Origin of the sequence: Devosia yakushimensis, from assembly GCF_030159855.1 — a bacterium.
Taxonomy (GTDB): Bacteria; Pseudomonadota; Alphaproteobacteria; order Rhizobiales; family Devosiaceae; genus Devosia; species Devosia yakushimensis.
Map to the genome: position 1 here is coordinate 3,463,057 of NZ_BSNG01000001.1, position 24,907 is coordinate 3,487,963.

The following is a 24,907-nucleotide window of genomic DNA, read 5'->3' on the forward strand; positions in this document are numbered from 1 at the left end:
GGAATGACATCGAGTCCACTGGCCTCCCCCACCCACAATCGCTTCCTCGGGCTTGACCCGAGGATCATTCGCCGCGCGTGCCGAGGGGAGAGCGGCCCTCGGGTCAAGCCCGAGGGAGACGCGGTGGGTGAGATGGGTCGAGTACACGTCGTGTCATTCCGGCGCGAGCCGGGATGACGCCGAGGTCGCCCCCTACCCCTCCAGCTCTTCCCGCAACAGTTCGAGTTCCAGCCATTGCTCCTCGGCGGCGGCGCGTTTGGTTTCGGCGGCGGCCAGGGCCTTGGATTTGGCGGCAAAGCCATTGGGGTCGCGGGCATAGAGATTGCCATCGGCCAGGACCGCATTGAGCGTCTTGATCTCGGCTTCGAGCTTTTCGATATCCTTGGGCAGGGTTTCGAGCGCGTGCTTTTCCTTGAAGGAGAGCTTGCGCTTGGCAGTGGCGGCAGTGGTCTGCGTCAGCGCCGTCTTGCCGGCACGGTGGGGCTTGGTGACGGCGGCGCGGGCATTGACCCCTTCGCCGCGCTGGATGACCATGTCGGAATAGCCGCCGGCATATTCAGTCCATTGCCCGCCGCCCTCGGCAATGATGACCGAAGTGGCGACGCGATCGAGAAAATCGCGGTCATGGCTGACGACAATGACAGTGCCCGAATAGTCCGACACCATTTCCTCAAGCAGATCTAGGGTTTCCAGATCGAGATCGTTGGTCGGCTCGTCCAGCACGAGGAAATTTGAGGGGAGCGAGAGGGCACGAGCCAGCGCGACGCGGGCCCGTTCGCCGCCCGAGAGTTTGCCAATGGGGGTATTGGCCTGTTCGGGAGTGAACAGAAAGTCTTTCATATAGCCCACGACATGGCGCGGCTCGCCATTGATGTGGATGGTGTCGCTGCCCCCGCCGGTCAGTGCGTCCTTGAGGCGGGTTTCGGGCACGAGCTTGGCGCGGCCCTGATCGAGCATGGCCAGTTCCAGCGCCGAACCCAGCTTGATCGTGCCGCTATCGGGCTCAAGCAGTCCGGTCAGCATCTTGATCAGCGTGGTCTTGCCGGCACCATTGGGGCCGACAATGCCGATGCGGTCGCCGCGCAGCACGCGGGTCGAAAAATCGTTGACGATGGGCCGGCCGCCATAGGATTTGACGATATTTTCGGCTTCAACAACCAGTGCGCCCGAGGTGCGGCCCTCCGAGACGGTCATGTTGACGCTGCCGGTCACGCGGCGCTGCTCGCGCCTGTCCTGGCGCAGATTGCCCAGGCGTTCCAGACGTCCGACATTGCGCTTGCGGCGGGCGGTGACGCCGTAGCGCAGCCAATGTTCTTCGCGCACGATCTGGCGGTCGAGCTTGTGGCGGTCGCGTTCTTCTTCTTCCAGAACCTGGTCGCGCCAGGCTTCAAAGGCCGAGAAACCCTTGTCGAGCCGGCGGGTGACGCCGCGGTCGAGCCAGACGGTGGCGCGGGTGAGATCGGACAGGAAGCGCCGATCGTGGCTGATCAGCACCATGGCCGAGCGCAAGGAATTGAGTTCGGCCTGCAGCCATTCGATGGCGGGGAGATCGAGATGGTTTGTGGGTTCGTCGAGCAGCAGGATATCGGGCTTGGGCGCCAGAACCCGCGCCAGAGCGGCGCGGCGGCCTTCGCCACCCGACAGATTTTTGGGGCTTTCCTCGCCGGTGAGGCCCAGGGAATTGAGCAGATACTGCGCGCGATAGATGTCGTCGCCCGGCCCGAGGCCCGCTTCGACATAGGCGAGCGTAGTGGCGAAGGCTGACAGATCAGGCTCTTGCGGCAGATAGCGCACGGTGGCGCTGGGCTCGACGAAGCGCACCCCGCCATCATGGGCGACATCGCCGGCGGCAATCTTGAGCAGGGTGGACTTGCCCGAACCATTGCGGCCCACCAGCGCGATGCGCTGGCCGGGCGAGACGATCAGCTCGGCGCTTTCGAGCAGCGTGGTGCCGCCGAAGGTCAGGTGAATGTTCTGGAGCGAAAGAAGTGGTGCGGCGGCCATGATTATCCCGGATTTCCGGCCCGGATAGATCACAGGCGGTGCGCCAGATCAATGCGCGCAAAAAGGCTGGTCAGGGCGTTGAGGACCCTGACCAGCCCGGGGAGACGGTAGCAGCAAGCCCCGTCGTGCCGCTCGCTGCGCTGGGGACCAACCCCTCTGGCCACTGTCAGCGCGCTCGCGATAACTGGAGAAAACCATATCTAATCATGACTGTCAAACTCATATTTATGGAATCTTGCCACAGAGACGAACCAAAAAATAACAGCGGCTGAACGCAAAACGCCGCCCCGGTGGACCGGAGCGGCGTTGAGACAAAACCGGGGGCCGAAAATTATTCGGCGGGAGCCATCATGGCGTCGATGACATTGAGGCCGAGGCGGTCGCGAATCGAGCGCTTTTTGCTGGCGAGATCGGCAATGGTGTATTTCTGCAGGACGGTGAAGAAGGCCCCCAGCGCTTCGCGGAGCGCGCCATTGAGATCGCATTCCCCGATCAGCGGGCAATCGGCGCCGTCTTCGAAACATTCGGCCAGGGCGAAATTTTCTTCGGTGAGGCGGATCGTATCGAACAGGGTGATCTGGTCGGCGGGCTTGCCCAGCTTGATGCCGCCATGGCGGCCGCGCACGGTCTCGATCAGCCCGTTTTCGACCAGCGGCTTGATCAGCTTGAACAGGAACAGTTCGGAAATATTGTAGGACTTGGCGATATCGGCGACGCGGCTGAGCTCGGGCTCATTGACCGCGCAATAGACCAGGGCGCGAATGGCATAGTTGGATTGACGCGTCAGTCTCACGGATGGACCTTTCTGCCGAGTCGGGGACAACGGCCAAAAACGACGTGCACTCAAGCATTTAATAGCATTGAGGCTCTCTTAACACTGCCCCTAACTTATAACCATTCTAAAATAAGTCAACTAAACCTGAACGATCAAATCATATTTCTCGCCCTGCGCACAATGCTGGACAGCGGCTTAAATTCCTCCTATGAATTTAATGGCGGCAGGGAAGGAAAATCGTGAGCAAAACAATCACGCGCGCAATGCTCAGCGAAGCAGCAGCACAAAAGACCGGCATGTCCAAGCATGAGGTGGCGGCCATTGGCGATGCCATGTTCGCGCTGATCGGGCAGGCCCTGATGGAGGGGGAGGGCGTCAAGCTCACCGCTTTCGGCTCGCTGCAGGTTCGGCCCCGGGCCGAGCGGCTGGGCCGCAATCCGCGCACCGGCACCGCCCATCGCATTTCGCCGCGCCATACCGTGATCTTCACGCCCAGCATGCAATTGCGCGATCAGCTCGACCTGGCGGTCACCCGAGCCGCAAGCAAGCCGGCACGGCGGCGGGACTGGGAAGTGGAGGCAGCGGTTCAGCCGCGCTGAGCCGGGCACGGCAATCGCGCTATTTGGACGGCCGTTTCCAGACCGAATCGACATTTAGATTTGAGGTCAGCCGAGAGGCCCCGATCCGCTCCTTCCCTTCGAGAGGAGGGACTGGATTACGGCTGTCTACCCGTCAGAAAAGCTGAATAGGAACTGGACCTAGTGGCCCTGCGCCAGATTGGCGATGTCGGCCAGGCTGAAGCCAGCAGCGGAGACCGCGCAGGTGGTGGCAACCACGATAATTGCGGCGATCAAACCATATTCGACCGGGGTCACGCCCGCTTCGTCGCGCAGAAAACTGGTCATGGCCGAAATCATGGGTAACGCCCCTATGCACGCAACAGATTAGGCCTGGAGTGTGCCCGAATAAGACTGAACTCAATCTGAACGCATGGTAACTTTTTGCACCAGCAAAATCGCTTGCTTTTTAGCAATCCCTGACCAGTAACACTTTGAAATAGCTCATCTTCTTGCGAGATCCACGGGCAAAGCGGAGCAGGCAAGCCAATATTAACCATCTTCATAAAGGTTAATAAAGGGTTTACGTGGCGCCCCGGCGAGGCAGAGGGCAAGTTAACCACGAGCCCGGAAGAATCCGGGAACGCCCACGAGAGAGCCGGCCCCCGCCGCAATGGGCCGCTCTCTCGGTTCCCCTTCCCGCGCTCAAGGTTACTCTGCCATGGCCCTTTACAAGGTTCGAATGCGTTCCGGCGAACTTATCGTGGTCGAGGATGGCCGCGACCTGACCACGCTCAGCAAGACGCTGCGCGAACAGGGGTTTCTCCAGATCGAACGCCGCGATTCCGACTATGCCCCCGCCAAGATGACGCTGGTGTCGCTGATGGAACACGCCGTCAATTCCATCGAACGCAGCTAGCGCGTAAAGGCGCATTTGCGGGACCAAAGTTCGCCGCGAAAAGCGAGAATATCGTCCTCGGCCAGGTCTGGATCGGACGTGCCGCTGAAAACGTCGAATGTCCAATCCGGCTGATCCTGGCAAACGCCTTGGCGCACCTTGCCGGGCGAAGGGGGCGCCGTGATCGAGCAGGCAATCTCCGTCGTGTCGGGCCTGGTGAGAGTGGCCGAGGACTGGCTGGGGTTCATGCGCAGCACGCTGCCCGCCTCATCGACATAGATACAGGTATCGAAAGCGGCAGCGCCCTGGCTGATAAGAGCCAGCAGCAGAGCCAGCCCGGCCCGCGTGAGAGCGGCCCGGCGCGCCTGCCGGTCAGCCGGCCAGCACAAGGCAAGCCGCGATGCCGCCCGACACCGCCAAAAAGCCGAGCAGCAGCAGGGTGCGGCCCGGAACACCGGCTTCATCGGCCGAAGCATGGCGATCATCGCCGGCGGTGCGGCGCTGCTGCTGGAGGAGATAATAGTGGGAATAGCCAAAAAAGCGGGACATGGAGACCCTCCGGTCAAGGTGATACCGGTTTAGGCCCGAAGCGCGTAATGGCGCCATGCGGTTTGTGGGCGGGGCGCATAAAGACGGCATAAGCCTTGCTGCGCTGCAGCACGCTCGACGATCCATACCAGTGGGAAATTCAGCCCCCACCCTCATTCCTTCTCCACAAGGGGAGGGAGGCAGACCGGGGCTCTCCTGAAAGAAACCCCCTCGCCCGGCCCTAGCGCATCATGTGGCCGCCATCGGCGATGATGGTTTGGCCGGTCATGATCCCAGCGTCGTCGGAGGCGAGCCAGAGGGCGAGGTTTGCGATGTCCTCGGGCTGCACCAGGGTCTTGACCGCCTGGCGCTCGAGCGTCTGGTCGATATAGGCCGGGGTGAGACCTGCGGTCGCCCGTTCCGTCATGGTGCGGCCGGGCGCGATGCACATGACGCGGATACCGGAGGGTCCGAGATCGCGCGCGAGGCATTGGGTGAAGCCGCCAATGGCGGCCTTGGCGGTGCCATAGGCCAAAAGCCCAGCAGTCCCCTGCATCCAGGAGGTGGAGCCCAGATTGAGGATCACCCCATGGCCCGCGGCCTGCATGCCCGGCGTTACCGCCTGGGCGGCAAAGGCCAGATGGCGCAGGTTGATGGCCATGCGCTCGTCCCAATAATCGGGCGTGATGCTTGCAAAATCATGGCGCTGGTCGTTGCCGGCATTGTTGACCAGCACGCGAATGGGGCCCAGCGCTTCGGCCACGGCGGCGATGGCTTGCTGGAGCGCCGCGATATCGGCGACATCGGCTGGCGACGACATTGCCTGCCCGCCGGCCTGAACGATTTCGGCGACCACGGCCTCGGCGCCCGCCGCATCGCGATCGATGATGCCGACCGGGGCGCCCTGCCCGGCAAAGGCCAGGGCAATGGCGCGGCCGATGCCCGTTGCAGCGCCGGTGACCAGGACGGGCCGTCCGCGCAGGCCGGCATAGATGCTGGTCGTGCTCATCCGGCAAACATCCCCCCTGGCTGACCCCGAACCCCCGGCTCGAACACGAAGAGGCCGCCCGAAAGCGGGGCTTCGACCAGCATGCGCTCGGCCAGCCGGATGCGGCCTGAAGTAATATAGAGCCGGTCGAGATCAGGCCCACCGAAACAGCAGCTGGAGGGACGGGGAACCGGCACGCCGACCACGCGGTCGAGCCGGCCATCGGGGGCATAGCGGCGCACCGACCAGCCATCCCAGACGGCGACCCAGATATAGCCCTCGGCATCGACGGTGAGCCCGTCGGGCTTGCCCTCAACGGGCGGGATCTGGATCAGCGGCCGACGGTTGGCCACCGAGCCAGTGTCGAGATCGAAATCATAGGCGAAGACGCAGCCCTGGGCGGAATCGGCGAAATACATCTGCCTGTCATCGGGGCTCCAATCCATGCCGTTGGAAACGGTGAAGCCGGTATCGACGCGGCGCCAGCTGGCATCGGGCTCGATGCAATAGAGGCTGCCCGAGGGGGCGGAAGCATCGAGCGCCATGCTGCCGGCCCAGAACCGGCCACGGCGGTCGCATTTGGCGTCGTTGAAGCGATTGGTCCCCATGGCGGCTTCGGGATCGACCACCGGGGTCAGCGCGCCGGTGGCGATATCGAGCAGTTCGAGCCCGTTCTGGGTCATGACGGCATGGCCACCCTGCCGGCGGGCGGCGATGGAGGTCACCATGCGCGGCACTTTGAGGGCGCGGTCCTGTCCGGTCACGGGATCAAAGACATGGACGGCGGGCGCCAGGATATCGAGCCAGAGGAGGCTCCGGTCGGCGCCAGTCCAGACCGGCCCCTCCCCAAGATGGGCCGCCACGGGCAGCACGCATTCGGCATTGGCCGCGATGGTGGTGCGGGGCCGTTCGGGCGCATTGATGCTCATGGCAGTGGCTCCGACATTGCCCGAAATGCGGCGGGCCGCTTCCATCAGGTCGCGGCCGATCGTGTGCAGGCGGTCGATGGAAATACGCTCGCGCGGGCCCGATACGCCGATGGCGGCAATGGGTTCATGGCGATGGTCGAGCACAGGGGCGGCCACCGAGACGACGCCGGGAACATGGTCCTCGATGGAAAGAGCATAGCCGCGAGCGCGCGTGAGACTGAGATCGGCCAGCAATTCGGCCTCGTTGCCGGGCTTCTTGCCCGGATCGTCCGAGGCCATCAATTCGGCGATGAGGCTGCGCTGGCGATGGGGGGCGAGGAAACTCATCAGCGCCTTGCCGCCGGCCGTATTGTGCAGCGGCGCGCGGCGGCCGACCTCGATGCGGAAACCGAAGGCGTCACTGGCCAGGCGCCGGTCGATATAGAGAATGGCGCCGCTTTCGATTTCGCAGAGCGAGACAGTTTCGTGGGTCAGATCGGCCAGCCGATCCAGCTCGGGTGCGGCAGCCCCGCGCAGGTCGAACTCGTCCCAGACCTTGTGCGCCAGCTCGAACAGGCGCGGCCCGAGCCGATAGGTCTGGTCGGCCTCGTTGAGGCGGATGAGGCGAAATTCCATCAGCGCCTCAAGGATGCGATGGAGCGTTCCCTTGGGAAAGCCGGTGAGCTTGAGCAATTGGGTGAAGCGCTGCGGCCGGTCGACCTCGCCCAGCAGGTCGAGCACATAGAGCCCCTTACCCAGGGCGGAGGTGCCCATGGGCATTTCGTGGTCGCCTAGTCGCATCGGTTCGGGCATGGCTGATTCCGCTAGCTGATCGCCACTTCTGTAACCGGATCGAACAGGTGTACGGAAGAGTTTGGCTTGAGCGCGAGGCGCACGGTTTTGCCCGAGACGGGCCTGTCACCATCGAAAAGCCGGGCGATGAGGGTGCCGCTGCTGCTGGCTTCATGCTCATGTTCGCCCGCTACGGCCACCGCCACCTGGCGGCCCGGCATGCGGAAATGCACATAGGCTTCATTGCCCAGGCTCTCGACGAGGCTGGGCACGACCTCCAATGCCGGCTGGCCGGAGGCGGCCAGTTCCAGGGATTCCGGCCGGATGCCGCAGATGATTTCCTTGCCGATATAGCCGGCGGCCGCCGCGGCGACATTGTCGCCCAGGGGAAGCCTGAGGCTGCCGGCGTCGACGCTCCATTGTCCGTTCTCGGCCAGGATGGTGCCGCGGATGAAGTTCATGGCCGGGGAGCCGATAAAGCCGGCCACGAAGATATTGGCGGGGCGGTTGAACAATTCGTCGGGCGAGCCGATCTGCTGCACCACGCCCTTGCGCATGATGACGATGCGGTCGGCCATGGTCATGGCTTCGGTCTGGTCGTGGGTGACGTAGATGGTGGTGGTGCCGATACGCTTTTGCAGCGCGGTGATCTCGGCCCGCATCTGTACGCGCAAGGCGGCGTCGAGATTGGAGAGCGGTTCGTCCATCAAAAAGAGGCGCGGTTCACGCACGATGGCACGACCCAGGGCCACGCGCTGGCGCTGGCCGCCCGACAGGGCGCGCGGGCGGCGGTCGAGGAGATCGGTGATCTCAAGCGCCTGGGCGGCATGCTCGACGCGCTTATCGATCTCCTGCTTGCTGGTGCCGCGCATCTTGAGGCCGAAGCCGATATTCTGGCGCACGGTCAGATGGGGATAGAGCGCATAGTTCTGGAACACCATGGCGATGTCCCGCTTGCCGGGAGCCAGGTCGGTCACGTCCTCGCCGCCAATCAGGATGCGCCCCGTGCTGGCCGCTTCCAGGCCCGCCAGGATCTTGAGGGCGGTGGATTTGCCGCAGCCGGAAGGGCCGACAAAGACGGTGAATTCGCCATCGGCAATGTGGAGCGACATGTCCTTGAGGGCGTGGAAGGCGCCATAGGTCTTGTTGAGGTTCTGTATCTGAATTTCGGCCATGGAGATTACTTTCCCGCGCCAGCGGTGAGACCGCCGACGAGATAGCGTTGCAGGAAGAGATAGGCGATCATGATGGGCAGGGCGGCCAGGAGGGAAGCCGCCATGATGACGTTCCAATCGGTCTGGTATTCGCCCTTGAAGGTGGCGATGCCGACATTGGCGGTCCAATTGCCGGCGGCATTGGCGAGGAAAGTGCGGGCATAGAGATAATCGGCCCAGGACAGCACGAAGCCATAAAGCGCAGTTGCCGCCAGGCCGGGCGCCGAAACGGGCAGGATCACGCGGAAAAGGGCACCCCAGGGTGTGCAGCCGTCGACCTGGGCCGCCTGTTCCAGCTCCTGGGGAATGGAATCGAAATAGCCCTTGAGCATCCAGGTGGCGAAGGGAACGATGGCGGTGGCATGGGCGATGATCAGCGACCAGAGCGAGCCCATGAGCCCCAGATTGCGGAAGATGCTGAAGAGCGGAATGATCAGCATGGTGGCCGGCAGCATCTTGCTCATCAGGATGAAGAGGCCCACCGCCTCGCTGCCCTTCATGGTGTAGCGCGACAGGCTATAGGCGGCCAGCACCGAGACCAGCATGGAAATGCCGGTTGCCGCGAGCGCCACGACGGCCGAGTTCAGCAGCCAGCGGGGCATGTCGGTATTGAAGATCAGATTGGTATAGGTCTGCCATTGCGGGTTGTGCGGCCAGAATTGCGGCGGGAAACTGCGCAGGGCATTGCTGGGGGCCAGGGAGGTAATGACCATCCAATAGACCGGGAACAGCAGGACCGAAATCACCACGACCAGCGTGGTATAGAGCAGGATGGATTGGGGCAGCGTGCGTTTCATGGCGGCCTCCTAATAGATGGCGTGGCTGGTCTTTTTGACCAGGAAGGCGCTGATCACGGCGCAGATGACGAGCGTCACCACGCCGATGGAGGAGGCATAGCCCATGCGGAAGAAATTGAAGGCTTCCTCATAGGTCATGATAGCCAGCGTTTCGGTGGCCCCCACCGGCCCGCCGCCGGTCAATACATAGATGATGGAAAAATCGCGGAACACCCAGAGCACGGTGAGGATGAGCGTGACGCCCAGGACCGGAGCGATGCAGGGTATGGTGACCCAGAAAAAGCGCTGGAAGACATTGGCGCCATCGACCTTGGCGGCCTGGTAATATTCCTCGGGAATGGACTGGAGGCCGGCCAGGATCATGATGGAAATGAAGGGATAGCCCTTCCACACCATGACCATGGTCACCGCCGAAAAGGCGGTGCTGGGGCTGGAGAACCAGCTCACCGGCCCACCGATCAGCCCGATCTTGATCAGGAGCCAGTTGAGCACGCCGAAGGAGGCGTCGAGGATCCAGACCCAGGTGACCACGGCCACTACTTCGGGAATGGCCCAGGGCAAGGCGATCAACATGCGGGCAAAGCTGCGGCCGCGGAATTGCTGATTGACCAGCAGAGCCGTGCCCATGCCCACCACCATGCTGATGGAGGTGACGACCAGCAACAATTGGGCGGTGACGCGCAGCGCGTTCCAGAAATCGGGAGACGAGAACAGCTTCTGGTAATTGACCAGCGTATAGTCGGCCGAGCCGAAGGAGAGCGTGGCGAATTTGACATCGTGGAAGCTGATATCGATGGCCAGCAGCATGGGATAGACGAGGATCGCCAGGATCAGCAGGGCCGCCGGAGCCAGCAGCAGATAGCCGAGCTTATTGGCATGTTTGGGGCTGGCCAGATCGATGCCGAAAAGCCCGGACGACCGGCGCGGGGCTGCAGTTGCGGTGCGGGACTGGCTGAGTTCTGACATCGCCATGCTCCTTCTGAAGAAAAAGGGACCGCCGGAGAACCGGCGATCCAGTCACTCTATTGCAGAGCCGAAACGCAGTCCTGCAGCACGGCGGCGGTTTCCTCCGCCGTGCGGTTTTCGATGATCATGCGCTGGATTTCCTCGCGCACGATGCTGGCCAGTTCATTGTAATGGGTCTCAAGGCCCACCGGCACGCGGTCGACCCCGGCCGCCGCGGCCTTGTCCATGGCTTCGACCACCAGCCCATATTCGGGCGTCGAGGCCAGCACGGCCTCGGTGACCGAACCGGGACGCGGCGCGGGTGCCCCGACGATTTCGGAGAACAGCTCCTGCATTTCGGGAGACGTGGCGATGGCGATGAAATCCCAGACCTTCTGTTTGCGCTCGTCGGGAATTTCGCTGGGAATGCCGATAATGGCGGAGGCCCCGCCCACCGGGGGATCGAAGGGAGAGGCCACGAGCTTGAGATTGGGCTTCATCTCCTCGGAGGCCGAGGTCTCGATCACCCCGGCAAGGCCCGGATTTTCGATGCGCATGGCGACCTTGCCTTCGACAAAGAGCTGGCGGGCATCGCCCCCGGTTGTATCGGCCGGCACCAGGCCCTCGCGGATCAGCGCGGCCCAGTGATCGATGGCGGCGACCATTTCCGGCGTGTCGAAGGCGGGCTTGCCATCGGGCGTGGTCCAGCTGCCGCCGGCATCCAGCACGAAATTGAGCATGTCGTTGATGTAGTTGTTGCCCGCGGCCAGGTGCAGGCCGGTGCCATAGACATCGGTAATACCATCGCCATCATTGTCCTTGGTGAGGGCGCGGGCGGCGGCGACGAATTCATCCCAGCCCTTGGGAATTTCAAGCCCGGCTTCATCCAGGAGCGCCGTGTTCACCCCCATGATATAGGCGAAATACTGCAGGTTGATGCAGCGCGTCGTGCCGTCCCAGGTGCAGAGATTCTGCCCCGCCCAGCCATCGAGATCGAGCCCGGCCTTCTCGATCCAGGGGCCCAGGTCTTCCAGCCAGCCATTGGCGGCGAAGGGCTGATATTCGAACGAGGCCAGATGCACGATATCGGGTGGCGAGCCGCCGGCGAACTGGGTCATCATGGTATCGGCAAAATCCTGCCGGGCGATCTGCGTCGCCTCGATGGTGTCGCCGGGATGAGCCTCTTCGAACTTGTCGATTACCGCTTCCCACCAGGGACCGTAAGTGTCCTCGGTGAGCTGCCAGGTCAGGAATTTGAGCGTCTCGGCCTGGGCCAGGGACGTCGTTGCCAGCAGCAGGCCCAATACGGCCCCTGTCCTTGCCAATTTCCGCATTCTATCCCTCCTCCGGATGCATGCGTTGCGATGGAAGCCGCGCCGGGTAACCGGCGCGGCATTGCGGCTATTGCAGCGCTTCGGCCTCGGCCTGGATGCGGGCCGCCACGTCTTCGGTGGGCAGCTTTTCGATCAGCATGCGCTGGAATTCCTCGGCCGCGACCTTGGTGAATTCGTTGTTCTGCGCTTCAAGACCGGTCGGGATGCGGTCGACACCGGCGGCGGAGGCCGCAGCCGTGGCATCGATCAGCAATTGCATATGCGGCACGGCGGCAAAGGCGGCTTCATTGACCGAATTGGGCCGGGGTGCGGGCGAGGCGCCGAGTTCGGAATAGAGCTCCTGGAATTTCTGGCTGGTGGCGAGCTGGATGAACTCCCAGGCCAGTTCCTTTTTCTCCTGCGGCGTTTCGCTGGCCAGGGTGATCACGTTGGATGAGCCACCCAGCGGCGGCTGGAGCGGGGAGGCAGCGAATTTGAGGTGTTCCTTGATGCCGGGCTCGGCGCGCTGCACGAAGCCGTTGATCCAGGGGCCATTGATGCGCATGGCGACCTTGCCCTCCATGAAGAGCTGGTCGGTATCACCGCCGACCATGCCCATGGGGGTCAGTTCCTCTTCCACCAGCGTACGCCAGCGGTTGATGCCCTCGATGGTTTCAGGCGTGTTGATCGTCACCTTGCCATTGCTATCGGTCCAGCGGCCGCCGGCCGAGAGCACATACATCAGCACGTCATTGGTATAGCTCGAATTGGCCGTGGCCAGGTGCACGCCGGTACCATAGACATCCTTGATGCCGTCGCCGTCGCGATCGATGGTGGTGGCGCGCGCGGCAGCCAGGAATTCGTCCCAATTGGTGGGAACGGCGACGCCGCCTTCTTCGAGCAATTGCTCGTTATAGGCCAGGATGTAGCCGAAATAGAGCAGCATGATGCAATTGGTGTTGCCCTTCCAAACGCAGGCATTCTGGCCGGCCCAGCCGGTCAGATCCATGCCGGACTTTTCGATCCAGGGGCCGAGATCCTCGAGCCAGCCATTCTCGGCAAAGGTCTGGTATTCGAACGAGGTGAGATGAACGATGTCGGGCGGAGCACCCGCAGCGAACTGGGTGATCATGGCGTCGGTATAGCCGTCGCGCGGGACCAGGGTGAATTCGATCTTGACGTCGGGATGGCTGGCCTCGAATTCCTCGATGACCGCATTCCACCAGTCGCCATAGCCCTTTTCGCCGACTTGCCAGGAGACGAAATTGAGGGTTGTTTGCGCCATGGCGGCACTTGGCAATGCCATGGCGCCGGCCAGCAGCAGGCCGGTCAGGGTGTTTGTCAGCTTCATATGTATCCTCCCAGATGACATGATTATTTGACCATTTCGGCCAGCGCCTGAGCCGAGGGCTCGGCGCCGATGCCAGGCTTGTCGGGCACGATGTAGCGCCCCGCTTTCACTTCCAATGCGCTCTCGATGTAGGGCGCGTTGCGCGCCATGACCGAGTGCTGGAATTCGTGCCCGCGCACATTTTGCAGCGTGGCGCTGACCTGCAGGCTCGCGGCAAGGAAAATGCCGGTGCCGATCGTGGCGTGCGGAATGACCGCCCGATGATGGGAGCCGGCCAGCAGCCCCATGCGGTGGAAAGCGGTGATGCCGGTATGGCCCATTTCGGGCTGGATGATCGCCAGGGGCCCGGCTTCGAGGCGGCGGCGAACGTCATAGACTGTGCGCCATTCCTCGCCGGCCGCGATGGGCACCGGCGAGTGCTCGGCGGCGCGGGCAATGCCCTCGATATCCTCGGGCTTGCAGACCGCTTCGAGAAACCAGGGATCGTAGGGCAGGCATTTATGCGCCAGGGCGACGGTTTCCACATCCGTCAGCGTCCAGTGCAGGTCCGCCGCGATCATGGCCTCGGGTCCCAGCGCAGTGCGCAGCGAGCGAAATTCGGCGACCACGCCGTCATCGGCATGGGGCGAGGCGAATTTGAACTGGGTGAAACCCTTGTCGAGCCAGCTGCGGGCGAAATCGGCACGCGCCTCAAGGCTGGGCCCCGGAATGCCCGACACATAGGCCGGAATTTCGGCGTGGCGCTGACCGCCCAAGAGCTTAGCCACCGGCGCATTGCGCAACTTGCCGCAAATGTCCCACAGGGCAATGTCCACCGCGGCCAGTGCATCGTGATAATAGCCGCCATCGTGGCCGCGCACGCGCATCAGGTCATAGAGGTCTTCGTAGATGACGGTGACGTCGAAAGGATCGCGGCCGATGACGAAGCCGGCCAGCAGATCATCGATAATGGCGCGGACGGCGCCGGGTGCGACAATGCCATAGGTCTCGCCCCAGCCGACAGTGCCGTCGACCGTTTCGATGCGGCAGATGACGGTGCGGTCCTTGGTCGGATAGACCGTGCGATTGCCGCCACGCACGAAGTAGCCGGCTTCGTTGACGCTCTCGCCGGGCTTGGGACCGCCCAGATAGGGCTCGTCCTGGCGGGCGATCTGAATGGTGAAACTCTCCACCGATTTGATGCGGCTGGTCATCGGGCTTCTCCTGCTGCGCGTTGGGCCGGCGCATTGCCAAGGGTCAGCAGATCGGAAAGTTCTCTCAGCATCATGTCGATTTCAGCCAGGCCCAAAGCATCGAACCTGGGTAGAGGCGCCCGCACCGCAGACGAGGAAAACACGCCCCGCCGGATCAGCACTTCCTTGGTGAGGCTCATGCGGTAGATCATCTGCACCAGCAGGATGGGCAGCGAGCGGATATAGAGCTCGCGCGCCCGTTCGAGCCGGCCGGCGCGGTAGGCCGCAAAAAGCTCGGCATGGAGATCGGCAATCTCGACGGCCGGCATCAGCGCCACGGCGCCGCGCTCCAGTTCGTCGAAGACATAGCGCGAGCCGCCGCCGCCCATGACGCCATCAAGGCTATCGCCCGCCGCTTCGATCAGCGCGGTAATCTTGGGGCCGGATGGCAGGGTTTCTTCCTTGACGAAGCGGATGGCGGGCACGGCGCGCACCACCGCCGCAATGGCCTCGACCGACAGGCCCGAACCCACCGGCGCGGGAGCATTCTGCAGGATGATATCAAGCCCGGCGCCTTCGGCCACGGCGGAGAAGAAGGTAATCAAAGCTGTGGGGTCGGTGCCGATGCTGGCCGGGGCCATGATCATGGCTGCCACGGCGCCGGCAGCCTTGCCGGCCTGGCAGAAGGCGATGACCTCGGCCGGGCTGGCGGCGCTGGCGCCGACCACGAAGGGCTTGCGTCCCGCCAGGGTGCGGCCGACCACGCCGACAAGAAGCGCGCGTTCGCCGGCATCGAGATGATCGAATTCGCTGGCGACGCCGGGAAAGACAACCCCGTCGGCGCCAGCGTCCAAAGCGAACTCGGTGACACGCGCCATGGCGGCGGCATCCACGCCACCGCTCGCGTCAAAGGGCGTCGGCAAGACCGGCAGGACCCCAAACAACATGCTGGATCAGCTCCTCAGTACTTGTTCCATATATTGGAACTTATTTCTTTCTAGTGGAACTATGTGCATATGACGTGCTAGTGGTCAAGAGCATGGTTGGCGATAACGCGCGTTGCGGGCCGACCGCGAAGGGAGAGGAGCGGGAATGCTGATTGGAGTGGAATGGACGTCGCAAGCTTTTGACGCCCAGCTCATCGATAGTTCCGGCGAGGTGATCGCGGAGCTGCACAGGGATGCCGGTACGGCGACGATTCGGGAGGCCCGTTTCGCCGAAACCTTTGCCGAGATCGTGCCACAGGGCTGGCTCGATCAGGCCGAGGCGGTTTATTTCTCGGGCATGATCACGGGCCGGGGCGGCTGGGTCGAAACTGGCTTCGCCAATACTCCGGCGGGGCTGGCCGATCTTGGTGCAGCGGCGGTGAGGCAGCCAGGCCGCGGCCTTCCGCTCGTCTTCCTGCCGGGGGTTTCGTCGCTTGGAGCCCTGCCGGACGTGATGCGCGGCGAGGAGATCCGCGTGCTGGCGGCGGCAGGGGAGCATGCCAAAGCCACGGCGGTCATGCCCGGGCCGCACACCAAATATGTGGCGGTCGAGGCCGGCCGCATCACGCGGCTGGGCACCTATATGGGCGGGGAAACGGCAAAATTGCTGAGCCGCGACTCGCTGATCAGCCGGTTGATTCCGGCAGGAGCGCCGCTGAGTGAAGCGGGATATGATCGCGGGCTCATGGCAGCGTGGGACGATGCCCTGCCCGGCGACGTGTTGCGGCGATTGTTTTCGGCACGAAGCCTGGTGCTCTTCGAACGCATGCCGGCCGAAGAGATTTCCGGCTATATCGCGGGGCTCCTCGCGGGGGCGGAAATCGCGGAAGCCGAGCAGGAATGGGCGCTGCACAGCGGCCCGGTGCTCGTGCTGGGCACAAGCCCCGAAGCGCAGCGCTACCTGCGCGCGCTGCGCCAAAGGGGTATCGAGGCCGAGCCCCGCGTGGTCGCGACGGCGCCCAGCTTTGCCGGGTTGCACCGGGCGCTCCAATCGGAGGCTGCATTGCCGATCTAGCGGAAGCCGTTCACCGTGGGGAAGGGCTCGGGAATGGTTGCAACCAGGAGACGGGATGGACGCTCGGCGCCGCCGTGAATGGTTTGCGTTGCCGGGACGAAATCGGCGGCTTGCGCCAATTCGGGCGCCATGCCCGATTGCGGGTTGCGATCGAAGCGCGGGAAGTTTGAAGAGGCGATCTGCAGCCTGAGACGGCTGCCACGACGCAGCAGGTGGCTGATATGCCCGAGGCGGATGGTCACTTCGCCGCCCGCCATCGGCTGGCGGCAGATGCCGTCGACCAGCCCAATGCTGCGGCCCGAGACATCGACTTCGCAGAGCCGGGCCGTCCAATCGGCACTCTGGCCGGTGGATGATACCCAGATGATCGCTTCGACAAGGCCGGTGATTTCCGTGCCCTGCGCCAGGGGGGCGGAGGTGAACAGCACGAGATCGTCGCGGCTTTCGATCCCGGCCTGATCCTTGGGGCCGGAATTGCGCCCCTGTAGCAGGCCGGGCAGGAAATTGGCGCCGCCAAGGCTGGGAACGGGATTGAGCGTGTCGGAGACATAGGAGAGGGACCAATCCACGGCGGGAACGGCGTCGGCCAGCCCGTCGGGGCCCAGGAAGAATGTCCTTTCCTGCGTGCCCGGCAGCGGCCAATCGGGCGCGGCATGCCAGCTATTGGTGCCGGTGCGGAAATATTGCACCACGGGGGAGGCCGGTTTCGTTGCGACGCGGGCCGCGTCGAAAAAATCCAATTGGCAATCGGATAGCCCCGCGGTAGCGGCGGGATAGCCGAGCCAGAAATCGCCCTGCCAATCGGAGGGATTGCCATGCGACCAGGGGCCGATGATCAGGCGATCGGGCACGGTATCGGGGCTGGTCCAGCGGTTGCGGGCCGTTTCGAATAGTTCCAGGGCGCCTTCGAGGAAGAGATCGTTCCAGCCGCAACTGACGAGCATTGGCAGCCTGGTGGCTGACAGCGCATCGAGATGTTCGCGGTCTGCGGCGGCAGAAGCGGCGCGGGAGGCATTGAACCAGTCGGCGGCATAGGGCGCCAGGGCGAGCAGGTCGTCATCGATGACCGGCAGGCGCTCGAAGGCGGATTGGGGATCGCGCCGGAACATTTCAAGCAGGCGCGTGGCGCGGGCGGCGGCGTCTGCGGAGAGGTTCGCGAGCCGGCGGTTTAAGTCCTCGGGCCCCAGGGATTCGATGATCCAGAGCAGGAGAAAGCCCAGTTCGACGGCGCCGGACCGATAGGTCCAGGTCTCGCCATGACGGGCGGTGCTCAGATGGGGCGAAATGGCCTTAAGGCCGGGAGGATTGCCGGCGGCGGCCAAAACCTGCGTCGCTCCGACATAGGAGGCGCCGAACATGGCGACCTCGCCATTGCAGAAATCCTGCCGGCGCAGCCATTCCAGCGTATCGGCGCCATCGTCGATCTCATGGCTGAACGGCACGAACTGGCCATCCGAGCTGTAGCGGCCGCGCGTATCCTGCACGACAATGGCGTAGCCGCGCCGCAAGGCCACCCGGAAATCGAGGGCGGAGATATATTGGGTGCCGAAGGCATCTTCCTTGCGATAGGGCGTGCGTTGCAGCAGCACGGGCCAGGCGCCCTCCCCGTCCGGCAGCCAGATATCGGCGCGCAGGACGCAACCGTCCCGCATCGGTATCTCGACGGAATCGAGAAGCCTGAAGGCCATGTGTTCCGACATTTGACTTCTCTTTCAGACCCGGATGAAGCGCTGGCGGACCTGGTCGAAGGACACGGCCAGGATGAGCAGGGTCCCCGCCGCGACCTGCTGCCAGGTGGAATTGATGTTCATCAGCGTCATGCCATTATTGAGCACGCCGACGATGAGCAGGCCCAGAACGGTACCGAACATGCTGCCCGTGCCGCCCTTGAGTGAAGTGCCGCCCAGGATAATCGCGGTAACCACCGCCAGTTCGAGCCCCATGCCGGTTGTGCCCGAGGTCGAGCCCAGTTGGGAGGCGCTGACCAGGCCCGTAATGGCCATGCAGAGGCCGGAAATCACAAAGCCGACGAAGAGCGTCTTCTTGGTGCGGATGCCAACGAGACGCGCCGCATTCTCATTGGCGCCGATGGCGTAAATGGTGCGGCCGAAGACGGTGCGCGACAGCAGCACGGCGATGATCAACGCGATGACGAGGAACAGCACAGCCGATAGCGGAATATCGAGAAAGGGGCGGGCAATGGCCCAGTCGAAACCGGTAATGCGCACGCTGCTGGCGCCGCCGATGGAAAGGGTGAGCCCGCGGAAAATCGCCAGCGTGCCGAGCGTGGTGATCAGCGCATTGACGCCCACCACCGTCACCAGGAAACCGTTGAGCATGCCGATACCGACCCCGACGATAACGGCAATGCCGGTCGCGGGGAGGATGCCCAGGCTCTGGGCGGCCAGGGCGAACATCAGCGCGACGAAGGCGGTGCCGCTGCCGACCGACAGGTCGAACTGGCCGGCGATGAGCAGGATGGTGCCGCCCGCGGCCAGGATGCCGGTGATGGAGAGCGCGGTGATGATGTTGACGGCATTGGGCCAGGACAGAAAATAGGGCGAGTTGATCGCGAAGAACACGATCTCGGCCAGCAGGAAAATCAGCAGCGCGCCCCATTCGGGCGCCTTCATGCGGGCGCGCATGGTGGCGGCGGGGCCCGTCGCGGCGGCCGTGGTCTGGACTTGCTCAGGCATGTGCGCCCCCTCCCGCAGCTTCGGTGAGCCGCGCCGTTGAAATGTGTTCCTGCGCCAGGTGAGCGACCACCTGCCCCCGCACCATGACGATGGCCCGGGTCGCGGCCTCGACGATATCCTCGTAGTCGGAGCTGGCGATGAGAATGCCGTGCCCCTGCCGTGCCAGATCACGCAGCACCTGATAGATTTCCTGCCGGGCGCCGACATCGACGCCGCGCGTGGGTTCCACGAGGAGCAGGAGCCTTGATCCGGCCTCGAGCCAGCGTCCCAGCAAGACCTTTTGCTGGTTGCCACCCGACAGGGTCAGGATGCGCTCGGCGCCATCAGGCCGCGAGCGCACTTTCAAGGTCTTGTGCCAGCGGGCAAAGGCTGCCGTTTCGATGGCCCGGGAAATGAAGGGCCCGCGGGCCAGCCGCCGCCAGCTTGGCGCCGCCAGGTTTTCAGCCACGCTGCGCTGGCGCAGCAGGCCTTCGCTGGCCCGGTCGGCGGGGAGAAAACCAATGCCGCGCGCCACCGCTTCGCCGGGATGGCGGAAGCGCAAGGGATGGCCATCCATCATGACCTCGCCGGACGAATAGGGCACGGCGCCAAAAAGGGCACCGGCCAATTCCGGCACGCCCGAGCCGATCTTGCCATAGAGCCCGACGATCTCGCCAGGCGCTATGTCGAGCGCGACATCGCTGAAGCTTTCCGCGGTCAGGCCGCGCACGGAGATGAGCTTGTCGCCGGGCTTTTCGGCATAGGCATAGTGATCGTGATGGGTGGCGATGGCATGGCCCACCATGGCGGCGACCACCGCAGCCTGATCGGTATCGGCCACCGCGGCATTGAGCGACACGCGGCCATCGCGCAGCACGCAGACCCGATCGGCTATGGCAAAGACTTCGTCGAGCCGATGGGTAATGTAGAGAATGGCCGCGCCTTGCGCGCGCATGCGCTCGATGAGGGCAAAGAGACGCCTGGTTTCGGCATCGGATAGGGCGGCGGTCGGTTCATCGAAAATCAGGCAGCGCGAGGCGCCGGCCGTGGCGCGGGCGATCTCGACAATCTGGCGCTCGCCAAGGCGCAGGCTCGATACCGGCGCAGCGAGCGGCAGATCGGCGCCCAGGGAGGCAAGGGCGCGGGCGGCTATTTCCCGCATGGCGCGGTAATCGACAAAGCCCAGCCGGTTGGGCAGCGCGCCCAAGGCAATGTTTTCGGCCACGCTCAGGGTGGGGGCATCGGCAATTTCCTGCGCAATCAGGCGAATGCCGGCATCACGCGATTGCGCGACGGTGCGGAAGGCGGCCGGCGCGCCATTGATGGCGATGCTGCCTTCATCGGCCTGATGATCACCGGCCAGAATGCGCACGAAAGTCGATTTGCCGGCGCCGTTTTCGCCCAGAAGGGCGGTGACCGAACCGGGGGCCAGGTCAAGGTCCACGCCATGGAGGACCTTGACCGAACCGAACGACTTTCTGATTCCGCGAACGGAAAGAAAGGCCGGAGCATCCATATCAGCAGCTCGTTTCCGGATAGAACTGCAGCATATTATCCTTGGTGATCACTTCGTGCGGCACCAGGATCTGCTTGCCGATCTCCTCGCCCTTGATCGCCTTGATCAGGTTGGGAAGGATGAGCAGGGCGTATTTTTCCGGGAAATAGGCGGCCGAGGCGATGAAATGCGGCGCCGTCCAGATATGGCAATTGCCCGGATCGAAGTTCTGCACGCCCAGATAGAGATTGTCGGTGCGGTTCTGCGAGCGGGCAGCGGCAAGGGCGCCGGTCACCACATCTTCATTGATGCCCACGACGATGATGCGCTGGGCGCCGGGCAGAGCGGTCAGCGTATCGGTGACCTGGCGCTGGGCGGTATCGGCCTGGCCGCCTGCTCCGGTATCGATGACGCGCAGGTTCTGTACTTCGCCGCAGACCTGGGCGAAGCCATCGCGCATGCCGCCCATGCGCATGTCGTTGACGACGCCGACGGCCAGGGATTCCAGCGACACCCAGGCGTCATACTGGCAATCGAAATTCTCCTTGAAATAGAGGCCGATGGCATGGCCGACAATCTCGCCGGCATAGGTATTGGCGGCGCCAACGAACGCCGTCTGGCAGGGCTGCTGCTCGATATCGATGGCGATGACAGGCACTTGCGGGCCTTCGGCGCAGATATTGGCGGCGGCCGCCGCATCGGCCTGGAAGGTCACCAATCCATCCACATTCTGGGTGCGGAACTGGCGGGCGCAATCGAGCGCCGCCGCCGCATCGAATTTGGAATCGCAGGTGACGAGATTGACGCCAGCCGTCTTGGCCGCCTCCTCCATGCCCTTTTGCAAGGCCTCGGTAAAGGGCACGCCCAGGCCGAGCTGGGTGAAGCCGATGGTCAGCCCGTCCCCGCTGCCGGGCGCGATGTCGCCAAACTGGGCGACTTCGGCCGGCGGGGCAATGCCGGCATCCTGGGCCAGGGCCGGCAGGGCCATTGCGCCGATGAGCCCGGCCAGGCCCAGCAAGCGGCCGATCGGTCCTATGGTTTTCAACATGGTCATTTTCTTCTCCTCCTCCAAAGGTATCCGCGCGGGTTCAGACGACCCGCGTGAATTGCAGGCCAAGCAGCTTGGCCAATTTTTCGATGCGTCCGGCGATATGGCCGACGCCGACGGCGCAGTGATGGGCGGGGCCGGCGCCGTTCCAGGCTTCGGTAAAGGCGCGGGCGCCATTGGCGAAGCGGTAGCGTGAATTGGTATTGCCGATTTCGAGAATGGGGCCGGGGACGGATTCCCCCTCGGCCACCAGCAACTCGACCTTGCCGGCGCGCTCGATGACCGAGAGCAGCGTCACCGGCCCGTGGCGGACCGACATTTCGACCGAGACGCCCTTGCCGACCTTGCCGTGATAGACTTCGAGCGGGCGGACCTTGGTCTTGCCCTGGGCAATCTTGGTATGGCCGGGCCCGTCATGGCCCATGAGCACGACATCGTCATTGTAGTCGATGGCGTAATATTCGGTGAAGGAGCCGCCGACGCCAAAGGCGTCCATGATCTTCATGGCCTGGGCATTCTTGATTTCATATTCGCCAGCCACCGGCACGCCGGAGGCGGTGAGGAGCGAGCAGCCCAGAATGACCGACGAGATGAGGTCTTCATGCTCGTGGCCGGGCACCGAGACGTAGAAATAGGCCATGGAGCCCAGATCATGGGCCAGGACCAGCTTTTCGAGCGCGGCGGCGGTGGCGGCGGCGCGGCGCAATTCGGCGGGATCGCAGCCGGGCTCGATCTCGAATTCGGCCTCGATGCGGGCCAGCATGGCGTCGATCTCGGCCGGGCCCAGCGCGCGGCGAAACTGGGCCAGTTCGTCCATTTCGAGGAACTCGATACTGGTGCCGAAGGCCGCCGATTGGGCGGTGAGGTCGGAATAGATATCGAGCATGCCATTGTAGTAATGGCCCATGACGCCCAGCCGGTTATGCGCCATGACATGGGCGACCCGGGCAGCCTCGATCCAATCCTCGATCTCGGCATCGACATGGGGATCGCCCTCGAGCACGCCGGTAACCTGATGGGTGGGGATGCCGGCGCGATTGAATACATTGGCGATTTCGGGCACCGGGCAGGCGGCGCAATAGGCCAGCCACGTGCCGGTCATCTGGGTGCGGTCGCGCAGGCGGTTGAAGGCCTGGTAGTCGATGGCCCGCTCCGGCTGGAGATTGAGGATGATGACGGGCACGCCGGCGCGACGCACCACGGGCAGCACTGTCGATGACAGGGCATAGGTCGTGACATAGAGAAAGATCACGTCGACATCGGCGGTGCGGAAGCGATGGCCGGCTTCGACCGATTTTTGCGGTGTGTCGACGAGGCCCAGATTGACGATCTCGACGCCGGGGCGGTCGAGCTTGGCGGCAACCGTGCCGACATAGCTTTCGAGCCGCGCCTTGAGGCCCTCGAACTGGGGCCAATAGGCCTCGAGCCCGATGCCGAACAGGCCAACCTTCAATGGCCGATCCCCCGCCGGGACCAATCCAGCCAATGCCATTCTTATCCTCCAAGGCCGCGAATTTTGTGCCGCGGCAGCGCCTTATGGCGCCGTCATTCAAAAACTGATCTTGGAGGACACACTAGCACTCGATCCCGGCACGCAAAGCCGGTAGTGTTTTCACGAACTGATCTGTTGCATATGAAAACTGATCAATGGCTGAGCCCGATTACTATACCTATCTGCCAGACAATAGCCTGTGCGAGGCCTGGGGCTGCACGGCCCTGTCGACCGGCTATACCCATATTCCGCCGGGTTCGGCCTATCCGCCGGTGCGGCATCCGGATGACCATCACTTCCTCTGGGAGAAGGGAAGGACGCTGCAGGCCTATCAATTTGCCTATATCAGCCAGGGCCGTGGGCGGCTGCAGGCGGCGCCCAATCCCGAGATCATCCACCCGGTCGAAGCCGGCGACGTGATCCTGATGTTTCCCGGGGTCTGGCATCGCTTTGCGCCGGACCCGGACACCGGCTGGGTGGAAAGCTGGATCGAATGCCGGGGCGCGGCCTTCGATCGGGTGCTCGATATGGGTCTGGTGCAGATCGAAGCCCCGGTCTGGCGGGCCGATCAGCGGGCCAGCGCGGTGTTCCAGACGGTGCACCAATTGGCGCGCGAGGATGCGATCCTGCATCAGCCCACCCTGTCGGCACTGGGATTACAATTGCTGGCTCAGCTCTGCCAGTCACGCGATCTTGCCGAGCAGGGCCGGGTGCGGATGGTCGAGCGGGCGCGGCGGGCGTTGATGGAGAAAAGCGGGGATGGGCAATCGCTCGATTCCATCGCGCGGGAGCTCGGCATCAGCTATCCGACGCTGCGGCGCCTGTTCCGGCAGCATGCGGGCATGTCGCTCAAGCAATATCGCACCGAGGTCCGAATCCGGCGGGCCTGCGAATTGCTGCGGAATTCGGATAAGTCGGTCAAGGCGATAGCGGGTTATCTCGGCTATAGCTCGGCCTTTCACTTCTCGGCGCAATTCCGCCAATCGACGGGCCTTGCGCCCTCGGAATGGCGGCGGCAGAACCGGGTGGAAGGGCTTGGCCGGAGCGGGAAATGAATGGCGGAGAGAAAGTCAGGACGCACTAGGCTGTTCGTGGGCCTTTGAGGCGGGGGCAAGCCGACGACCTACGAGACGACGTACGCGAGAGGGCGGATTGGCTACGTTGGGGTGGAAGGTGGACTGACTGCTTTTGTAATTGTCTGTGAACACAGACATTGTCGCGGGAGAAAGCTCTAGAAGGCGTGGCCCTCGTCAATGCCAAAACCAAACCTGCTTTGAAGACGGCTTGTCCTATGGCACCATCTGACCATGAGGCTCTACCTTTCATCGTTTGATATTGGAGACGATCCAACTGAGCTGGTGAAGCTCGCGCCGGATGGGCGCGTCGGCATCATCATGAACGCCTTGGACAATTTTCCCGATGCTCGCCAGAGCTGGCAGGATACCCAAACGGAAAAGCTCTCTGGCCTTGGCTTTACGGTGGAGCCGCTTGATCTGCGGGAGCATTTCGGCCCGGCGTCTCAGATAAAGGAAAAGTTGGCCCAACTGGATGCCGTCTGGGTAAACGGCGGCAATACCTTCGTTCTGCGACGCGCAATGGCCCTAAGCGACTTCGACGTCGCCATTCGGGAGGCACTGGGTAACGACCGGATTGCCTATGCTGGATTCAGCGCAGCGGCCGTTGTGCTGCACAAGAGTTTGCAAGGCCTCGAACTCGTCGACGATCCAAATGATGTGCCGGAGGGCTATCCGAGCGACGTGCCTTGGGAAGGGCTTGACATGTTACCCTTCTCTATCGTCGTGCATTTTGCCTCCGAGCATTCGGAGTCAGAGGGCGCTTCTAAAGAGGCCGATTTCTACAGGGCAAATGGCATTCCCTTCAAAACTCTGAACGACGGGCAAGCTCTTGTCATCTCAAACGGTCCGCCGTTCATCGTTCCACGTTGAGAGCGTCC

General features: G+C 63.4%; 24 protein-coding genes. 5 read left to right on the forward strand and 19 right to left on the reverse strand.

The features are described 5' to 3' along the window. Positions 1–192 precede the first annotated feature (192 nt). Positions 193–2,004, reverse strand: a complete 1,812-nt coding sequence (locus QQL79_RS16715) for an ABC-F family ATP-binding cassette domain-containing protein (RefSeq protein ID WP_284392693.1) — start codon at positions 2,002–2,004, stop codon at positions 193–195. 331 nt (positions 2,005–2,335) lie between these two features. Continuing rightward, positions 2,336–2,797 (reverse strand): iron-responsive transcriptional regulator RirA, encoded by a 462-nt coding sequence (gene rirA, locus QQL79_RS16720; protein WP_284392694.1) that lies wholly within the window; start codon positions 2,795–2,797, stop codon positions 2,336–2,338. 221 nt (positions 2,798–3,018) lie between these two features. Between rirA and QQL79_RS16725 the strand changes: the two genes are divergently transcribed. After that, positions 3,019–3,378 carry an HU family DNA-binding protein gene (locus QQL79_RS16725; RefSeq protein ID WP_284392695.1) on the forward strand — a complete coding sequence of 120 codons (360 nt, stop codon included), beginning with the start codon at positions 3,019–3,021 and terminating at the stop codon, positions 3,376–3,378. Positions 3,379–3,537: 159 nt separating this feature from the next. On the opposite strand, the gene QQL79_RS16730 is transcribed toward QQL79_RS16725, so the two are convergent. Next, on the reverse strand, positions 3,538–3,684 hold the full coding sequence (locus QQL79_RS16730) for a Flp family type IVb pilin (RefSeq protein WP_284392696.1): 147 nt from the start codon (positions 3,682–3,684) through the stop codon (positions 3,538–3,540). A 373-nt stretch (positions 3,685–4,057) separates the two neighbouring features. Here QQL79_RS16730 and QQL79_RS16735 point away from each other — a divergent pair, with 373 nt between their 5' ends. Next, complete coding sequence (locus tag QQL79_RS16735) at positions 4,058–4,255, forward strand: hypothetical protein (RefSeq protein WP_284392697.1); 198 nt, start codon at positions 4,058–4,060, stop codon at positions 4,253–4,255. On the opposite strand, the gene QQL79_RS16740 is transcribed toward QQL79_RS16735, so the two are convergent. From QQL79_RS16740 to QQL79_RS16790, 11 genes are all read right to left on the reverse strand, one after another. Further along, positions 4,252–4,623 (reverse strand): hypothetical protein, encoded by a 372-nt coding sequence (locus QQL79_RS16740; protein WP_284392698.1) that lies wholly within the window; start codon positions 4,621–4,623, stop codon positions 4,252–4,254. The genes QQL79_RS16735 and QQL79_RS16740 overlap by 4 nt on opposite strands. Further along, complete coding sequence (locus QQL79_RS16745) at positions 4,607–4,783, reverse strand: hypothetical protein (protein ID WP_284392699.1); 177 nt, start codon at positions 4,781–4,783, stop codon at positions 4,607–4,609. Before QQL79_RS16745 ends, QQL79_RS16740 begins: the two co-directional genes overlap by 17 nt. A gap of 220 nt (positions 4,784–5,003) precedes the next feature. Continuing rightward, a complete protein-coding gene (locus QQL79_RS16750) occupies positions 5,004–5,771 on the reverse strand; it encodes an SDR family NAD(P)-dependent oxidoreductase (protein ID WP_284392700.1) in 768 nt (255 codons plus the stop codon). Beyond that, positions 5,768–7,471, reverse strand: a complete 1,704-nt coding sequence (locus QQL79_RS16755; protein ID WP_284392701.1) for an SMP-30/gluconolactonase/LRE family protein — start codon at positions 7,469–7,471, stop codon at positions 5,768–5,770. Before QQL79_RS16755 ends, QQL79_RS16750 begins: the two co-directional genes overlap by 4 nt. 11 nt (positions 7,472–7,482) lie before the next feature. After that, complete coding sequence (locus tag QQL79_RS16760) at positions 7,483–8,625, reverse strand: ABC transporter ATP-binding protein (protein ID WP_284392703.1); 1,143 nt, start codon at positions 8,623–8,625, stop codon at positions 7,483–7,485. A gap of 5 nt (positions 8,626–8,630) precedes the next feature. Beyond that, positions 8,631–9,461 carry a carbohydrate ABC transporter permease gene (locus QQL79_RS16765; RefSeq protein WP_284392704.1) on the reverse strand — a complete coding sequence of 277 codons (831 nt, stop codon included), beginning with the start codon at positions 9,459–9,461 and terminating at the stop codon, positions 8,631–8,633. A gap of 9 nt (positions 9,462–9,470) precedes the next feature. Continuing rightward, a complete protein-coding gene (locus QQL79_RS16770) occupies positions 9,471–10,427 on the reverse strand; it encodes a carbohydrate ABC transporter permease (protein WP_284392705.1) in 957 nt (318 codons plus the stop codon). A gap of 56 nt (positions 10,428–10,483) precedes the next feature. Then, positions 10,484–11,740: an ABC transporter substrate-binding protein gene (locus tag QQL79_RS16775; protein WP_284392706.1), complete on the reverse strand. Its 1,257-nt coding sequence runs from the start codon at positions 11,738–11,740 to the stop codon at positions 10,484–10,486. 67 nt (positions 11,741–11,807) lie between these two features. Next, positions 11,808–13,070 (reverse strand): ABC transporter substrate-binding protein, encoded by a 1,263-nt coding sequence (locus tag QQL79_RS16780; protein WP_284392707.1) that lies wholly within the window; start codon positions 13,068–13,070, stop codon positions 11,808–11,810. Between the two features lie 23 nt (positions 13,071–13,093). Then, positions 13,094–14,263: a mandelate racemase/muconate lactonizing enzyme family protein gene (locus QQL79_RS16785; protein ID WP_284392708.1), complete on the reverse strand. Its 1,170-nt coding sequence runs from the start codon at positions 14,261–14,263 to the stop codon at positions 13,094–13,096. Further along, complete coding sequence (locus QQL79_RS16790) at positions 14,260–15,189, reverse strand: dihydrodipicolinate synthase family protein (protein WP_284392709.1); 930 nt, start codon at positions 15,187–15,189, stop codon at positions 14,260–14,262. The genes QQL79_RS16785 and QQL79_RS16790 overlap by 4 nt, the downstream gene beginning before the upstream one ends. A 145-nt stretch (positions 15,190–15,334) precedes the next feature. Between QQL79_RS16790 and QQL79_RS16795 the strand changes: the two genes are divergently transcribed. After that, a complete protein-coding gene (locus tag QQL79_RS16795) occupies positions 15,335–16,243 on the forward strand; it encodes a 2-dehydro-3-deoxygalactonokinase (RefSeq protein ID WP_284392710.1) in 909 nt (302 codons plus the stop codon). Here QQL79_RS16795 and QQL79_RS16800 read toward each other — a convergent pair. The 5 genes from QQL79_RS16800 to QQL79_RS16820 are packed head-to-tail and all read right to left on the reverse strand — an operon-like array spanning position 16,240 to position 22,953. Further along, positions 16,240–17,943, reverse strand: a complete 1,704-nt coding sequence (locus QQL79_RS16800; protein ID WP_284392711.1) for a CocE/NonD family hydrolase — start codon at positions 17,941–17,943, stop codon at positions 16,240–16,242. The two genes, QQL79_RS16795 and QQL79_RS16800, sit on opposite strands and share 4 nt — an antisense overlap. Positions 17,944–17,955: 12 nt before the next feature. Next, positions 17,956–18,939: an ABC transporter permease gene (locus QQL79_RS16805; RefSeq protein ID WP_284392712.1), complete on the reverse strand. Its 984-nt coding sequence runs from the start codon at positions 18,937–18,939 to the stop codon at positions 17,956–17,958. Continuing rightward, a complete protein-coding gene (locus QQL79_RS16810; protein ID WP_284392713.1) occupies positions 18,932–20,434 on the reverse strand; it encodes a sugar ABC transporter ATP-binding protein in 1,503 nt (500 codons plus the stop codon). The genes QQL79_RS16805 and QQL79_RS16810 overlap by 8 nt, the downstream gene beginning before the upstream one ends. Position 20,435: 1 nt before the next feature. Beyond that, the gene (locus QQL79_RS16815) at positions 20,436–21,467 is read right to left on the reverse strand and encodes a sugar ABC transporter substrate-binding protein (protein ID WP_284392714.1); all 1,032 of its coding nucleotides are present in this window, start codon (positions 21,465–21,467) and stop codon (positions 20,436–20,438) included. A gap of 34 nt (positions 21,468–21,501) precedes the next feature. Further along, a complete protein-coding gene (locus QQL79_RS16820) occupies positions 21,502–22,953 on the reverse strand; it encodes an arabinose isomerase (protein WP_284392715.1) in 1,452 nt (483 codons plus the stop codon). Positions 22,954–23,108: 155 nt separating this feature from the next. On the opposite strand from QQL79_RS16820, the gene QQL79_RS16825 reads away from it, so the two are divergent. Next, complete coding sequence (locus QQL79_RS16825) at positions 23,109–24,008, forward strand: helix-turn-helix domain-containing protein (RefSeq protein ID WP_284392716.1); 900 nt, start codon at positions 23,109–23,111, stop codon at positions 24,006–24,008. Between the two features lie 252 nt (positions 24,009–24,260). Then, positions 24,261–24,899 (forward strand): Type 1 glutamine amidotransferase-like domain-containing protein, encoded by a 639-nt coding sequence (locus QQL79_RS16830; protein WP_284392717.1) that lies wholly within the window; start codon positions 24,261–24,263, stop codon positions 24,897–24,899. Positions 24,900–24,907: the final 8 nt, after the last annotated feature.